General features: G+C 44.1%; 17 protein-coding genes. 14 read left to right on the top strand and 3 right to left on the bottom strand.

The window, feature by feature from the left end:
• The first annotated feature begins 31 nt into the window (after positions 1-31).
• From PATL_RS16190 to PATL_RS16150, 9 genes are all read left to right on the top strand, one after another.
• The gene (locus PATL_RS16190; protein ID WP_011575895.1) at positions 32-634 is read left to right on the top strand and encodes a sigma-E factor negative regulatory protein; all 603 of its coding nucleotides are present in this window, start codon (positions 32-34) and stop codon (positions 632-634) included.
• Positions 588-1676, top strand: a complete 1089-nt coding sequence (locus PATL_RS16185) for a MucB/RseB C-terminal domain-containing protein (protein WP_232283237.1) — start codon at positions 588-590, stop codon at positions 1674-1676. Before PATL_RS16190 ends, PATL_RS16185 begins: the two co-directional genes overlap by 47 nt.
• A gap of 1 nt (position 1677) precedes the next feature.
• Entirely contained in the window at positions 1678-2181 is a 504-nt protein-coding gene (locus tag PATL_RS16180) for a SoxR reducing system RseC family protein (protein ID WP_011575893.1), read from the top strand.
• A 183-nt stretch (positions 2182-2364) separates the two neighbouring features.
• Complete coding sequence (gene lepA, locus PATL_RS16175; RefSeq protein WP_011575892.1) at positions 2365-4161, top strand: translation elongation factor 4; 1797 nt, start codon at positions 2365-2367, stop codon at positions 4159-4161.
• Positions 4162-5067: a signal peptidase I gene (gene lepB, locus PATL_RS16170; protein ID WP_011575891.1), complete on the top strand. Its 906-nt coding sequence runs from the start codon at positions 4162-4164 to the stop codon at positions 5065-5067.
• Positions 5068-5751 (top strand): ribonuclease III, encoded by a 684-nt coding sequence (rnc, locus tag PATL_RS16165; protein ID WP_011575890.1) that lies wholly within the window; start codon positions 5068-5070, stop codon positions 5749-5751.
• Positions 5744-6646, top strand: coding sequence for a GTPase Era (era, locus tag PATL_RS16160; protein ID WP_011575889.1), 903 nt, complete (start codon positions 5744-5746; stop codon positions 6644-6646). Before rnc ends, era begins: the two co-directional genes overlap by 8 nt.
• Before the next feature lie 77 nt (positions 6647-6723).
• Entirely contained in the window at positions 6724-7365 is a 642-nt protein-coding gene (pdxH, locus tag PATL_RS16155) for a pyridoxamine 5'-phosphate oxidase (RefSeq protein ID WP_011575888.1), read from the top strand.
• 12 nt (positions 7366-7377) lie between these two features.
• Complete coding sequence (locus PATL_RS16150) at positions 7378-8148, top strand: TatD family hydrolase (RefSeq protein WP_011575887.1); 771 nt, start codon at positions 7378-7380, stop codon at positions 8146-8148.
• Here the strand turns inward: PATL_RS16150 and PATL_RS16145 are convergent.
• Positions 8145-8768, bottom strand: a complete 624-nt coding sequence (locus PATL_RS16145; RefSeq protein ID WP_232283236.1) for an AhpA/YtjB family protein — start codon at positions 8766-8768, stop codon at positions 8145-8147. The two genes, PATL_RS16150 and PATL_RS16145, sit on opposite strands and share 4 nt — an antisense overlap.
• Positions 8769-8998: 230 nt before the next feature.
• Here PATL_RS16145 and PATL_RS16140 point away from each other — a divergent pair, with 230 nt between their 5' ends.
• The 4 genes from PATL_RS16140 to PATL_RS16125 are packed head-to-tail and all read left to right on the top strand — an operon-like array spanning position 8999 to position 13576.
• Complete coding sequence (locus tag PATL_RS16140) at positions 8999-9919, top strand: ABC transporter ATP-binding protein (RefSeq protein ID WP_011575885.1); 921 nt, start codon at positions 8999-9001, stop codon at positions 9917-9919.
• Positions 9920-9921: 2 nt separating this feature from the next.
• The gene (locus PATL_RS16135; RefSeq protein WP_011575884.1) at positions 9922-10656 is read left to right on the top strand and encodes an ABC transporter permease subunit; all 735 of its coding nucleotides are present in this window, start codon (positions 9922-9924) and stop codon (positions 10654-10656) included.
• A 2-nt stretch (positions 10657-10658) separates the two neighbouring features.
• A complete protein-coding gene (locus PATL_RS16130; RefSeq protein ID WP_011575883.1) occupies positions 10659-12539 on the top strand; it encodes a GldG family protein in 1881 nt (626 codons plus the stop codon).
• On the top strand, positions 12536-13576 hold the full coding sequence (locus PATL_RS16125) for a DUF4340 domain-containing protein (RefSeq protein WP_011575882.1): 1041 nt from the start codon (positions 12536-12538) through the stop codon (positions 13574-13576). Before PATL_RS16130 ends, PATL_RS16125 begins: the two co-directional genes overlap by 4 nt.
• A gap of 48 nt (positions 13577-13624) precedes the next feature.
• Here the strand turns inward: PATL_RS16125 and PATL_RS16120 are convergent, their stop codons facing one another.
• Positions 13625-14185 (bottom strand): DUF1415 domain-containing protein, encoded by a 561-nt coding sequence (locus PATL_RS16120; RefSeq protein WP_011575881.1) that lies wholly within the window; start codon positions 14183-14185, stop codon positions 13625-13627.
• 16 nt (positions 14186-14201) lie between these two features.
• A complete protein-coding gene (gene folD, locus PATL_RS16115; RefSeq protein WP_011575880.1) occupies positions 14202-15059 on the bottom strand; it encodes a bifunctional methylenetetrahydrofolate dehydrogenase/methenyltetrahydrofolate cyclohydrolase FolD in 858 nt (285 codons plus the stop codon).
• A 169-nt stretch (positions 15060-15228) separates the two neighbouring features.
• Here folD and PATL_RS16110 point away from each other — a divergent pair, with 169 nt between their 5' ends.
• Entirely contained in the window at positions 15229-15861 is a 633-nt protein-coding gene (locus tag PATL_RS16110) for a GNAT family N-acetyltransferase (protein WP_011575879.1), read from the top strand.
• Positions 15862-16013 lie beyond the last annotated feature (152 nt).

The raw sequence follows: 16013 nt of genomic DNA, 5'->3' as shown, positions 1-16013 counted from the left end.
TATTTAAGCGTATATTCAGGAAGCTTGTTATATGACGCAAAAGATTGAAAATTTGTCTGCTCTGGTTGATGGTGAGTTACACGACGAACAATTACTAGATGCAATTAAAAATGATGCTGAGCTTGCCGACAAATGGCAAAACTATCACTTAATACGCGACAGTTTGCGTAAAGAGATGACAGCACAAATCAATGTTGATATTGCTGCAAATGTAGCCGCCGCATTGGCATCAGAACCTGCCATTCTTGCACCGAAGAAAACATGGCGTGATCTACCTTTGGTTGGTTCTGTGGTACCCTTTGCTAAACAAGGTGGGCAAATGGCCATTGCAGCATCAGTTGCAGTAGCGATGATAATCGGTGTACAGCAGTACAACCAGACTGATGTAGAGCAACCATTTAATTCTGCGCCTGCATTGTTGGGTATCCAAGGTGGTTTATCACCGGTCAGCTTAGAGCAGACGCGTACTCTACCTAGAGCTGATGCATCAGAGCAGCGCAGAGTCATTAACGCCTACTTGAATGACCATAAGCAGCAATTACGTTTTAAAGCCGCACCGGCCGAAGGCGAATCTGAAGTAGAGTTATATGATACTGAACAGTCAAACAACGTTGAAAGCATCTCACAAAAATAAATCTTTCCAATGCATTAGGCAGGTTACGCTTGCCTGCCTAGTGTCTTTATCTTTTTCTAGCATTGGTCAGTCAGTCGAAGACGACCAAAATACAGTGTCTGTAGACCTTCCAGCGTCATCCCACAGTGAACCTGCTAAAGCTTTTCCGTCTGATAGCGCCCATGGCTGGCTCGAAAAGATGTCTCATGCCCACAGTAACCTGAACTACAGTATTTCATTTGTACTGCTCAAGCCCGGCGTTGACTCTCAACCCTACTTATGGCGTCACGGTGTAAGTGCTAGCGGTGTCAAAATGGAGCAACTGAATTTACTCAATGGCCCGGGTAGGGAAGTCGTGCGAATCGACGATAAAGTAAGTTACTTTGAGCCAAATGTTCCACCATATAGTTTGCAATCAAGGGTTATCAATGGGCCATTTCCCAGTGAGTTTTTCCAACAGCCTGATGAAATCAAAGACAGCTACGATTTTGTTATGGTGGGTCGTAGCAGAGTATCTGGACGAGCCGCCCAGCAAATTCGCATTGTTAGTAAAGATAAATCTAGATTTGGCATGAATGTCTGGCTTGACCAAGAAACCGGCCTGATGCTTAAAATGAACTTAGTGGATTTAAACGGCCAGTTACTAGAACAAATACAAGTGACAGCATGTCACGTCACAGAGCAGCCTGATGATTTTTTTGAAAAAATTGAACCTGCTATGTTACCAGAGGTATTAAAGTTAAGGCCGCAAACGCATACTAAAGCGATTTGGGATATTGCCTATGTGCCTGTTGGCATGGTTGAGGTTAAACGTGATATTCATCGTTTGCCAATTACAGGGCAATCTGTTGAATATGTTATGTTGAGCGATGGCCTTGTAGATGTATCTATATACATGCGTGAAAGCCAAAACGATGGAATAAACCAAGATATTTTGCTGCGCCACGAATCAGATACCTTACTCACCCTAAACCAGGGGAGGCTGAATGTGACTGTAGTGGGTAAGCTTCCCCCTGAAACAGCTAATCATATTGCCAGTTCCATCCACTTAGCCACTAATTGAGATGATTGAAGAAGTTGGCACTGTCATTGACGTCCAAATGCGTCATGAACATCAATTTATTAAAATCGCTACTCAGGTAAAATCTACCTGTGGCAGTTGTCATGCAAAAGACAATTGCGGCACGGGTGTGATTGCCCGAGCGCTAGCCAATAAACGTGACGCGCTATGGTTACCGTGTGAGGAATCAGTCGCTGTAGGGCAAGATGTTAAACTAGGCATTCCTGAATCTATGCTGCTAAGTGCTTCGTTGCTCGTTTATATGCTGCCGCTTTTGACCATGATTGTCGTGGCAACCACTAGTACTTTATTGCTATCAAGCTACTCAATTGAGGGCGAAGGTTGGGTGATTTTATCTTCCATGGTCGCTGCCGTTGTCAGTTTTTTAGGCGTGAAACGCTATATTTCAGGCAGCACTAAAACGCAGTTTGAACCCCATCTTTTAGCCGTCTTACCTAGCCTGAAAACCCGAGTTGACTGTATTGATGTAAACATCATTGAGCCTTAAACGCTATTTCGAGCATTAATTATGCATATCCGTTGAGTTCTTTATCGCAAATTGGCTGATAAAATTGTAAAATCCGCGTCTATTTAATTTAATTTGTTCCCCTAATTTCCTTGAGCACATATCTGCTGCTTGCAAAATTACGCTTAGGGCAGGCAAAACGTACTAGGTACATTTCAAAAGTCTATGCAACACAAGCACATACGTAACTTCTCGATCATCGCCCATATTGACCATGGTAAATCCACACTTTCGGATCGTTTAATCCAGCATTGTGGTGGTCTATCCGAACGCGAAATGTCAGCGCAAGTTCTCGATTCAATGGATATTGAGCGCGAACGCGGTATTACCATTAAGGCTCAGAGTGTCACGCTCAACTACAAAGCGAGAGATGGTGAAACTTACCAACTAAACTTCATTGATACGCCGGGGCACGTGGATTTCTCCTACGAGGTGTCGCGTTCTTTAGCTGCCTGTGAAGGTGCGCTTTTGGTCGTAGATGCAGGCCAAGGTGTTGAGGCGCAAACACTCGCTAACTGTTACACAGCCATCGATTTGAATATGGAAGTGGTGCCGATTTTAAATAAAATCGATTTACCTCAAGCGGAGCCTGACCGCGTAGCTGAAGAGATCGAAGACATTGTGGGTATTGACGCAATCGATGCCGTACGTTGCTCTGCTAAAACCGGTATTGGTATTGAAGATGTACTTGAAGTGATTGTACGCCAAATTCCGCCACCAGAAGGTGATATTGACGCCCCACTAAAAGCCCTTATTGTAGATTCTTGGTTCGATAACTACCAAGGTGTCGTGTCGTTGGTGCGTATCGTCCAGGGCGAGTTACGCAAGAATGATAAGATTAAAATTATGTCGACGGGTGTGGTGCATCAAGCCGATAAAGTCGGTATTTTCACGCCTAAAGCCACAGACACCGGTATATTACGTGCAGGCGAAGTAGGTTTTATCGTTGCGGGCATCAAAGAAATTCACGGTGCACCCGTGGGCGATACGATTACTCTTGCTCGCGCACCTGCGGATGCGGCGCTACCGGGTTTCAAAAAAGTGAAGCCTCAGGTTTACGCAGGGCTTTTCCCTATTAGCTCAGATGACTATGAAGATTTTCGGGATGCACTGGCTAAACTTAGTTTGAATGATGCGTCTTTGTTCTTTGAACCTGAAAGCTCATCAGCTCTGGGTTTTGGTTTCCGCATTGGTTTCCTTGGCATGTTGCACATGGAAATTATTCAAGAGCGCTTAGAGCGCGAGTACGATTTAGATTTGATCACCACTGCGCCAACGGTAGTTTACGAAGTTGTGACCACTGATGGTGAAACGCTTTACGTAGATAATCCTTCAAAGTTACCACCCGTTAACTCCATCGATGAAATCCACGAACCTATCGTAGAAGCCCACATACTTGTGCCGCAAGAGTATTTAGGCAGCGTTATTACCTTGTGTGTAGATAAGCGTGGTGTACAAACCAGCATGACTTATCATGGCAAGCAAGTGGCGGTGACTTATGAACTGCCTATGGCCGAAGTCGTTATGGACTTTTTCGATAAGCTCAAATCCACAAGCCGTGGTTTTGCATCACTTGATTACAATTTCAAACACTTCCAAACAGCTGAAATGTCTAGACTGGATATTCTTATCAATGGCGAACGAGTGGATGCGCTTGCGATGATCACCCATAAGGACAATGCTCAATCTCGTGGGCGTGATTTGGTTGAAAAGTTGCGTGAGCTGATCCCGCGTCAAATGTTCGATATTGCTATTCAAGCTGCTATCGGCAACCAGATAGTAGCGCGTAGCACGATCAAGCAATTGCGTAAAAACGTAATCGCCAAATGTTACGGTGGTGATGTGAGTCGTAAGAAGAAACTTCTTCAGAAACAAAAAGACGGTAAGAAACGTATGAAGTCAGTGGGTAACGTTGAACTTCCTCAAGAAGCGTTCCTTGCTCTACTTAAGGTAGGTAAGTAAATGGCAAATTATTTTTCATTGTTTTTAGTGGTACTTACCCTAGCATCAGGCCTCATTTGGCTTGCTGACTCTTTAATGTTCGCACCAAAACGTAAAGAACGAGCGGTGACAGGGGAAGACGGCTCCAGTGTGACCGGCGACCCAGAAGAGCAAACATTACCTTGGCTGGTGGATACGTCTCAACAAATTTTTCCCGTCATAGCGTTTGTATTGGTGTTACGTTCGTTTCTATATGAACCGTTTCAAATTCCATCAGGTTCGATGATGCCTACCTTGTTAGTGGGTGACTTTATTCTGGTTGAAAAATACGCCTACGGAGTAAAAGACCCTGTCTTCAGAAGTAAATTTTGGGACACAGGTGTGCCAGAGCGCGGAGATGTTGCGGTATTTAAGTACCCCAAAAATCCTAGCCAAGATTACATTAAGCGAGTGATTGGCTTACCAGGTGACACGGTTATTTACCGAAACAAGCAGCTATTTGTTAAGCCAGCGTGTAACTCAGGTAAAGACTGCTCCGCAATTGAACCGGTAGAATTAAACTTTGTTGATCGCGGTGAGGCTTATCAAAACTTTGTGCCTCTGGAAAAGTACCAAGAAAAACTAGGTGAAGTAACACATGATATCTTCCGTTTACCCAGTAATTTGAATCGTACGCAGGATTATTATCAGCAACCCGGCACACAAGCCGATGAGTGGATAGTCCCTGAAGGCCAGTATTTCATGATGGGTGATAATCGTGATAACAGCTTAGACGGTCGTTTCTGGGGATTCGTTCCGGATGCAAACCTAGTTGGCAAAGCCGTGGCGATTTGGATCAGTTTCGAGTTCGACCGTGCCCCTAGTAGCTGGGTACCAAGCTGGATCCCAACCGACGTACGTTTTAATCGAGTAGGTAGCATTATTTAGATGCAGTTGATTGACCCTTACAAACCTTTATACACCAAACTCGGTTATGAGTTTCAGGACCCAAAAAACCTAACGGTTGCTCTCACCCATAGAAGCGTGGGTGCGAATCATAACGAGCGCTTAGAATTTTTAGGTGATGCCGTACTGGGCCTTGTTATCGCAAAAGCACTTTTTGAGCGTTTTCCTAAACAGCCTGAGGGCAATTTAACGCGAATGCGTTCCAGTTTAGTCAAAGGTGATACTTTGGCAGAAGTGGCCAGAGAGTTTTCCTTAGGTGACTTGCTGTTACTTGGCCCAGGTGAGCTTAAGAGCGGCGGCCATCGTCGAGATTCAATATTGGCTGATGCTGTCGAAGCTATTATAGGTGCTATTTATCAAGAAGTGGGCATGCAGGGCTGCGAGCCATTAATTTTAGCTTGGTTTGCAAAGCGCATCGATGCACTCAACCCAGATGCAACACCCAAGGATGATAAGACGCGGTTACAGGAATATTTACAAGGTCGGCAGCTGCCTTTACCCGAATACGAAGTCATTGATATTAGCGGCAAGTCCCATGACCAGACTTTTACGGTGCAATGCACCGTATCAGGGTTGAGCAAACCTATTATTGGTCGTGGAAAAAGTAGACGTCGCGCCGAACAGCGCACAGCAAAGCAAGCACTCGAGAATTTAAAAAATGTCTGATATCACTTATTGTGGAATGATTGCCATCGTCGGCCGTCCTAATGTAGGTAAATCAACCCTACTCAATGCGCTTCTAGGCCAAAAAGTGAGCATTACCTCACGAAAACCGCAAACTACCCGCCATCGTATTATGGGCATCGACACGCATGAAAATCGCCAAGCCATATATGTAGATACCCCAGGTTTACATATTGAGGAGAAACGTGCGATTAACCGTTTTATGAACCGTGCCGCATCAAGTTCTATTTCTGATGTTGGTTTGGTGCTATTCGTTGTCGAGGGCACAAAATGGAATGAAGACGATCAAATGGTATTAACCAAAATCATGCAAAGTAATGTGCCTTGCTGGTTGATCGTCAACAAGTCAGACAACGTAAAAGACAAAGAAATATTGCTGCCACATTTAAAGTGGTTAGGTGAACAACACGCCTTTGATAAAATCATGCCTATTTCAGCCAGAAACGGCAAAAACGTGAATGAATTACGCGATATGGTGAATGAAACACTTCCTGAAAGTGAGTTTTATTTCCCTGATGATTACATCACCGACCGCTCTAGCCGTTTTATGGCGGCTGAGATCATCCGTGAGAAATTGATGCGCTTCACAGGTGATGAATTACCTTATTCAATTACTGTCGAAATCGAGCAATTCATGATGGCTGAAAACGGTGTTTATCGTATCAATGGCTTGATATTGGTTGAGCGCGATAGTCAAAAAAGCATGGTCATTGGCAAAGGCGGACAACGCTTAAAAACAATTGGTGCAGAAGCCCGAAAAGACATGGAAAGCCTGTTTGATACCAAGGTATTTTTAGAACTTTGGGTAAAAGTAAAATCAGGTTGGGCCGATGACGAACGTGCGCTGCGCAGTCTGGGGTACGGGCAGGATAATTAATCTAAAGTTCGTGTAAGCACCTAGATTTGCGTGTTATAACCAACATTTATTGAATGGCGTTTTTGAGGGAGTAAAGCATGCAACCTTTAAGTCAAATAAGACGGGAATATAGCCAAGGGCATCTCACTGAAGCGTCATTGCTGGCAGATCCCTACGCACAGTTTGATAAGTGGATGGCGGACGCAGTCGAGGCCGGCTTACCTGATCCAACTGCCATGACGGTAGCAACGGTTAATAGTCAGGGCCAGCCGTCACAACGTATCGTTTTATTGAAAGATGTTATGGACGGTTGCTTTGTCTTTTACACTAATTTGGGGAGTCGCAAAGCACAAGACCTACTCACTAATAGCAAAATCTCCCTGCACTTTCCTTGGCATATTTTAGAGCGCCAAGTGTTAGTTAGAGGAAGCGCTTCGCTATTACCTCGCCAAGATGTACAACACTATTTCTCGTCTCGCCCACTATCGAGTCAGCTTGCTGCTTGGACATCCAAACAAAGCCAACCAATTGAAAGCCGCGATGCATTACTTTCTCGCTTTGAAGACACCAAAATAAAGTTCTCTGACAAGGACATTCCTGCTCCAGAATTCTGGGGAGGCTTTAAAATCATACCTCAAGAGATTGAGTTCTGGCAGGGTGGGGAGCATAGATTGCACGATCGCTTCTTGTTTAGCAGAGAAAACAGCTCGAATTGGTCAATCCAACGTTTGATGCCCTAACGAGTTAAGACTGTGATCGATAGTCACTGTCACTTAGATTTCCCCGCTTTTGATCTCGATCGCGACCAAGTGTTGCAAAAATGTGCTCAGCTCGGGGTTAATTCAATTGTCATTCCAGGCACTCAAGCAAGGCTGTGGCCACGGCAAGTTTCACTGTGCGAGTCGTACTCGCAGCTTAAGTTCGCGTTAGGTTTGCACCCCTACTTTTTGCACAATTACCGCAGTGAGCAATTACAAATGTTGGACCAACAGCTATCCTTGCACCAAGATAAGGTCGTTGCCGTTGGAGAAATTGGTTTGGATTTCAGTCTGCCCACTGACGAAGTGCTGCAGGAGCGAGTGTTTAGTGAACAGCTCAATTTGGCTCACCAGCATCAGCTACCTGTCATTGTGCACCATAGGCAATCTCATAATGCGTTGATTAGGCTGCTAAAAAAAAGTAAGTTTTGTAATGGCGGCATTATTCATGCTTTTTCGGGTAGCCTTCAAGAAGCACGGACGTATATTGACCTAGGCTTTAAGTTAGGCATTGGCGGCACCATTACCTACCCTAGAGCGAAGAAAACACGCGCAGTGATCGCTCAAGTTCCCCTTTCGAGCTTGGTGTTAGAAACCGACGCTCCTGATATGCCTATTAATAGTAAACAAGGTGAACGTAACAGCCCGAGCTATTTACCGATTATCTTGAATGCACTTCAAGCTTTGAGGACGGAACCTGAAAACGACGTTAAGCAGGCATGTTGGCAAAACACCCTTGATATCTTGCCCAATATATTAAACTAATGAGTAACTTTTTCAGCGTCGCTGGGATGAATATAACGCCGGTAACGTACTTTATAGAAAATTCGCGTCATTAGCAGGGCTGCTAAGGCAGCTAATATACCGAGTACTTGAGTCTGCTGACGCAGTTGGCTTTGATATTCACTGTGCAGTGCCATGACAGTCTGTTCGTTTAACAATAAGCGAACATATCCATAAATCTGCTTTTCTACTCGAATATCTCTAACAAATACTAAGGGCGTATTCTGTTCATTAGATTGGTATTGAGCGACGATAGAACTTTCAACACCTTGTTGCGCCACCTGTTGGCCGTATTGATCATAAACAGCAACCGCGTCTACGTGGGGATCGTTGAGTAATATTTTTAGCACTTGATCAATCCGCGCTTCATCTCTATCGATTAGAGGTTGGGCAATAATTTGGCTACTGATTAACCCTAAGCTATTACCTAATTGAGTACTTTGTTTACTCTGCCAATTCTGCGCATTATCGTTATCCACGAACCACAGGTTCACGAACAGTAATACCATCACGATAACAATGATCAGATTAATGATACGCTTGAATATTGAGTAGCGACTATGAATGTGTAAGTCGGCTGTATGTAGAAGTGATTTTGCCATGCTCATATTGCGAGACAATAAGGGAAGCGCGTCTCTTTGCCAAGAAATTTCGCGCGTAAAGCACAAAATTCGACTCCCTTTGGGGATCATTAACCGTTAAACTTGGTGAAATTTACAGAATGATTAATTAAGCGTAATTGATCCTTCTTTCTCTTAGGTGCAAGCGTTGAAAGAGACCTAGGAAGGCTATATCTTAATCACGCTGTCTTTAGATCATAATTAGGAACACAATGATATCTGTTAAGAATTTGTCGAAATCGTTCGGTCATTTTTCTGCGGTCGAGGATCTCAACTTTGACGTCAAACCTGGAGACATAGTCGGTTTTTTGGGGCCAAACGGCGCCGGTAAGTCTACCACTATGAAAATGCTCACGGGTTTCTTGCAGCCGACTCACGGTAGTATTGATATTTTTGATATGTCTATCTCGCAGCATACGAAGGACATTCAGGAACGAATTGGTTATTTACCGGAAGGTGCACCAGCCTACAGCGATATGACGACTTATCAGTTTCTAAAATTTATTGCCGAGGTCCGAGGATTTAGGGGTAAAGAAAAGGAACAACGCATTCGAAACGTCATCGAAAAAATTGAGTTACAAGACGTCGTCAATCGACCTATTGAGAACTTATCAAAGGGCTTTAAACGACGCGTTGGTCTTGCTCAGGCATTGATTCATGACCCGGATATATTAATCCTAGACGAGCCTACTGACGGTCTCGACCCGAATCAGAAACATCAAGTACGCGAGTTAATCACACAACTTGCCCAAGACAAAATAGTCATCATTTCCACTCACATTTTAGAAGAAGTCACGGCTGTGTGTAACCGCGTGATGATCATCGCTAAAGGAAAGCTGTTGTTTGATGATACGCCTTTAAGATTGCAGCAGCGGTCGCGTTATTATCAAGCGGTTACGATCCATTTAAGTTATCTAGCTGACATCTCTGGTTTAGCGGAGTTAGAAGGGGTAGCTGAAATGGAGGTCGAGCAAAAAACAGGTCACGTCACGCTTTTTCCTGAACCGGGACAACACATATTGCATGAGGTCACTGCTCATGTGCAGCGTGCGAAATTACCCGTGGATACTTTGTTTATTGAGCAAGGTCGTTTAGACCAAGTCTTTAGAGATCTGACAACGGAGGTTGCTTAGCTGTGGCACATATTTTTATTTTGTTTAAACGGGAGTTTGCAGGTTACTTTGCCTCACCTGTCGCCTACGTCTTTATCGGCATTTTCTTAGTGCTATCTTCGGTCTTTGCTTTCTTTATCGGCGGTTTTTATGAGCGAGGCCAAGCTGATTTATTGGCCTTCTTCAATTTTCATCCTTGGTTATATTTGTTCTTAGTACCCGCCATCGCCATGCGTAGTTGGGCCGAAGAGCGCAAAAGTGGCAGTATAGAATTATTAATGACCTTGCCCGTGAGCACTTGGCAGGTAACATTAGGTAAATTTTTAGCAGCCTGGAGCGTTTTAGGATTAGCCTTAATTTTGACTTTTCCATTGTGGCTAACGGTTAATTATCTCGGACAGCCTGATAATGGCATCATTGTCGCGGCATACTTAGGGAGTTGGTTGATGGCGGGCGCTTTTTTGGCTATCGGCATGTGTATGTCTGCCTTGTCCAAGAATCAAATTATCGCCTTTATTCTGGCTATTGTGGTGTGTTTTTTGTTCGTCGTCAGTGGCAGTTCGATCGTATTGGATTCATTTAAAGGCTGGGCACCTTCGCTATTACTCGATACTGTGGCGTCATTTAGCTTCTTGACCCATTTTGAAGCGATGGCAAAAGGCGTGATAGCACTAAATGATTTGGGGTACTTCTTGCTCGTGACAATGGCTTGGCTGTACGCAGGTTTACTTATTATTGAACAAAAGAAGGCGGATTAACCATGTCTACTCGATTTATTACTTGGTTAAGCATGCTCTTTATCGCAATACTGTTTTGCGCCTTAGTTTTACTGAATAATCAGTTGCTTAGCGTATATCGTGTCGATTTAACTGAGAACAATGTTTATTCTTTGTCGCAAGGTAGTCAGCAAATTTTAACGGAAATTGATGAGCCGTTGAATCTGTACTTTTTCTTCTCCGACAAAGCATCAAAGAATATGACGACTTTGCGTAATTACGCGGTGCGGGTACAAAGTTTACTTGAAGAATATGCTGGGCGTTCCAACGGTAAAATTAAACTGCATATTCTTGACCCCGAACCTTTTTCTGAAAAAGAGGATAGGGCAGATCAGTTTGGACTCACAGGCGCAAACATCGGTACCGCCGGTGAAGCGATTTATTTAGGGTTGGGCGCAACAAATGCGCTAGATGACCAGCAAGTGATTGCGTTCTTTGATCCTCAGCAGGAGCGATTTTTAGAGTACGAAATCAGTAAATTGATTTATCAACTGGTTAATCCTAAGCAAGTTAAAGTGACGTTATTAACTGATTTGCCAGTGGCAGGCGGACAAAATCCGATGACGGGTGAGTTCGAACAACCGTGGACCTTTTATACACAGTTACAGCAACTATATGTCGTCGATAAAATCGGCAGCGATGCGACAGAGTTACCTAAAGGTACCGATGTGTTAATTGTCGCTCACCCAAAAAATTTAAGTGACGAGTTATTATACGCCATCGACCAATACACGATGAAAGGTGGAAGAGCCCTGATTTTTGTTGATCCGCATAATGAATCAGATCAAATGAGTATGCTTGTGGGGTCAGGCATGGGAGCGAACAGTTCGAACCTTTCTCGTTTGTTTAAAGCTTGGGGCGTTAACTACGACGAGCAGCACGTCTTGCTCGATGCTTATGCAGGCTTAGATGTGCGCACCCAAAGCGGTGATGTTGCTAGGCACTTCGGTTTTGTGGGCTTTAGCGCCAATGAATTGAACGATAAAGATGTAACCACTTCAAATTTAGATTTGATTAATGGGGCGTCTTTTGGGGTTTTCAAAAAAGGCGCTAGTACAGGCCAGCGCTGGGCTACGCTTATTCATTCAACTCAAAACTCAGATCTGATCGATAGTGCATTATACGCACAGACAAGAGAGCCTTTAGCGTTAAGTCAGGAATATACAAGCAGTAATCAAGAGTATGTGTTGGCCACGAGGATCACAGGAAATGCAAAGTCGGCTTTCGAGTTGCCGCCAGAGGGCATTGAAAGCGAAGGAGCTTTATCCAGCACAAGAGACTTAAACGTAATGTTAGTGGGTGATACCGATTTACTATCAGACAGATTTTGGGTGCAGCAATCATCATTTTTTGGTCAAACCATTACCACGCCATTTGCCAACAACGGTGATTTCGTCACCAACGCGGTTGAGAATCTTGCAGGCAGTGATGCACTCATTAGCATTCGAAGTCGAGGCACTTTTGCACGGCCTTTTGATAAGGTTGAGCAGCTCAAATTGGTCGCGGAGCAAAAATTCCGAGAGCAGGAAAAAATACTTCAACAACAGTTGGAAGAGGCCGAGTTGCAGTTGGCGCAATTGCAAGAGCAGCAAGGTGAGGGGGGGGCGTTAGTCATTTCTTCGCAGCAGCAAAAAGCCATTGACGATTTTATGACTCAGAAAATTGAAATACGCAAATCTCTGAGAGAAGTGCGTCACCAGTTAGATAAGGATATTGAAACCTTGGGCAACCTTATTAAGTTCACCAACATTGTTATTGCTCCATTAGTGTTAGTGCTATTACTGATGGGGGTTAGGCGTTTGTCACGTAGTCGCTACAAGGCTAAAAATACGTCGCCCGTCGCAGGTGCTGGGGAGCCATCATGAATCGTTCTCTAATAGTATTAGGCGTACTTACTGTATTGGCGTGTGGGACAGGTTATTGGCTTTTGCATCACGACCTTAGCTCTCAAGATGCAGCAGATATGGCACTTCCATCACTGAATGAAAATGCAGCTTTTGTAGATCGTATCACTTTGACAAATGCCACAGGTGTTTTACTTAATGCTCGGCGCGAGGGTGATCGTTGGCAGACAGAAGTCTATGCTGACAATGGTGTACAAGTGGGGATGTTTCCAGTAGACCGAGAGAAGCTGGCTACATTAGTGAATGCGCTTTCCCAAGCTGAGTTAATCGAACCAAAAACAGCCAAAGCGAGTAATTATCATCATTTAGGCTTACAAGATATTTCAGCCGAAGACAGCTTAGCCACCTTAGTTTCGCTTGGCGGTAACGGTAAATCTTGGCAAGTATTAGTAGGCAATCAATCTTCAGTAGGCAATAAAAGTTACATGCGTATACCCAAGCAGTCGCAAGCGTGGCTAAGCGACCGCGGGATAAACTTGCCCATGACGAATAGTGAATGGTTACAGCAGCCTATCTTACCGTTTGATGAAACGGATTTATCCAGTATTTCTCGCGTCGATGGCGATACGTGGCAGATTGTGAGAGCCGGCCCAGATGAGTCATTTTTGTTAACTGGTCGAGGGCAGAATCAAGCGCTTAAGTACGCTGGGGTATTAGATGCCGTCGCTCTTAATCTTGCCGGCTTGCACTTCGAGCAGCTTTTGCCTTTATCAACACTTCAATGGGAAACGTTAACGCCAATGTTAACGTTAGATGTAAACACGGCCTATGGACACGCGTTTCGAGTTGAACTTGCGCAAACGCAAGACAACGCGTATTTACGTGTTGCCAATGCGACTCCGACTGATTATTGGGCTGATTGGATTTATCAAATACCGAAATTCAATGCTGAACAATTGAATAAAAACCTAGATGACTTTTTACTTGAACAAGCGCAAGAAGAAGCACAAGAACCTATACGCTCTTATCCTATTGATGAAGGTGAATCACCTAAGTAAGTCGATAGAACTTAACAGCGTTAGCCAAATAAGGCAGTGTACTCTGCCTTATTTAACAGGGCTCAGGCGCTGCATGACTTGTTGCCAATATTCGCTGCCTAACTGGCGTGCTTTGGCGATATTTCGTGTTGGAATATTTTCAGGATCAGGAAAGGTTTTTAACACCCGCTCAAGGCTACTCTCTCGCAGCACATGTAAAATAGGATAGGGAGCTCGATTCGTATAGTGAGACAAATCCTCTAGAGGCTCGCCCTCAAAACAATAATCCGGATGAAAGCTGGCAAGCTGAAACTCACCTGCGTATCCCCCTTTGTCGATGAGCGCTTGACTCATTTCAACCAAATTTAGGTAATCATCGAAGGATTTGAAACCTGAGCTGAAAATAATCAAGCTGGTCTCAAAGGTATTATTTTCTTCCAGTGTTTGAAGCTCAGCCAGAAATTGTTCCGTAGCATCTGCTAATGAATACGCGTCGCTTACCGTATACTTAATGCTATTGCGCTCAAATTCACGTTTCGCGAAAGGGCAAAAGTTATGGCCAATGATGATGTCACTTAACCAAGTGCGAATGGATTGAATGACATCAGGGTGGTGTGCACAGATATTCACGTGACGCAGGTATACCTTAGTTTGAGTGGTACTTAACGTAAGCTTCTAACGTATTTTCGATAAGGCTCGCGACCGTCATAGGGCCTACGCCACCAGGAACCGGTGTTATCCAGCCTGCTCGTTTCTCCGCAGTCGCGTAATCCACATCGCCAATGAGTGTGCCGTCTGTTTGACGATTAATACCTACATCGATCACAATTGCGCCCGGTTTAATCCATTCACCTGGTATAAACGCAGAAATACCCACGGCCACCACTATTAAGTCAGCCCGCTCAACATGAGACTGTAAATCTTTAGTGAATTTGTGGCAGCTAGTGACTGTGCAGCCCGCAAGTAATAATTCCATAAACATAGGTCGGCCAACAATATTTGAGGCACCTACGATAACCGCATCTAAACCTTTTATTGGACGTTTAGTCGACTCGATGAGAGTCATAATGCCTTTAGGGGTACAAGGGCGCAGTGCTGGGATACGCTGAGCCAAGCGGCCAATATTGTAAGGGTGGAAACCGTCTACATCTTTATGCGGTAATATCCGTTCAAGAACTTGTTCCTTGTCTAAGCCTGCGGGTAAAGGTAGTTGCACTAATATGCCGTCAATTTCCTCATCTGCATTTAAAGTATCGATAAGTTCGAGCAGCTTCTGTTGTGACGTCGTTGAAGGTAAGTCGTAGGATTTAGAAACAAAGCCTACTTCTTCGCAGGCTCTGCGCTTGTTGGTCACATAGACATGGGATGCCGCATCGCTACCTACTAAAACGACAGCTAAGCCAGGGGGGCGTTTACCCGAAGAAACAATAGATTCAACATGAGATTTTACGTGCTGACGCACCTGTTGAGCGATTAATTTACCATCAATTTTTTGAGCAGGCATAGTATAAAGTAACTGAAAGACTAGGGGGCTGTATTGTCACATACTGTACCAGATTCAACAATCGGACTTGTGCTAATTAGTAAATAGTATCGAATCTGCTTGCCCCTTTGCGGCTTCTAAACAAAGATATGCGTCTACGTAATTTAATCTCTTTATAAAGGTGTGTGGTTTGGAACTCTCTCCAGTAGAAATTTTTGGTTATTGTGCGTCAGCGGTAATTGCTTATTCTTTAACGCGCAGTTCGATTGTACGTCTGCGTTGGTTCAATTTAGCGGGAGCATCGTCATTTTGCTTATACGGTATTATTATCCAGGCTTACCCAGTGGCGATATTAAATGGCTTTATCACCCTGACGAATTTGTTTTTTCTGCGCAGGCTACTGTTTGATGTTGAGCGTCAATTTTCAGTCCTTGCTGTGAGTCGCCCATCAAATTACGTGGATTTCTTTCTGGATTACCACAAACAAGAAATCAAACACCTGTTTCCGCGCTTTATGAAAGTCTCAGCCGACCCGCGTCGCGCTTATTTTTTTCTTACTGAGCGAACCGAGGTCGTAGGTATGTTGTCAGGCTTTAGCGAAGAAGGTGGTCAGTTTGTGGTTGATTTTGATTTCGTGATCCCCGCTTATCGTGATTGTCACCTCGGTGAATACGTAATTGGTAAGGGGCAGCAACTCGCAAAACAGTTTGGATATACAGAAATAGTGGCACTGGCTGACAGTTATGAACATGAAAATTACTTAAATCGCATTGGGTTTAGTCCAAAAAAGAACGGCAGGTGGACATTTGATGGCGAAAAATAAGCTTGTTCTAGGATTGTTAGCATGGAATTTGAAGAAATGAGTGATGATTAGCTATCATTCGATACGAAAGAATTGACGGCGTATCAGTGTGATTAATGCTCATTTTGTTTGATTCGCAGTCATATTGCTAAAAAAAGCAGCAGTCAGTAAAT

The organism is Paraglaciecola sp. T6c (assembly GCF_000014225.1).
Taxonomy (GTDB): domain Bacteria; phylum Pseudomonadota; class Gammaproteobacteria; order Enterobacterales; family Alteromonadaceae; genus Paraglaciecola; species Paraglaciecola atlantica_A.
The sequence above is the reverse complement of the archived record's forward strand: the minus strand, read 5'-3'. Positions and strand labels throughout refer to the sequence as shown.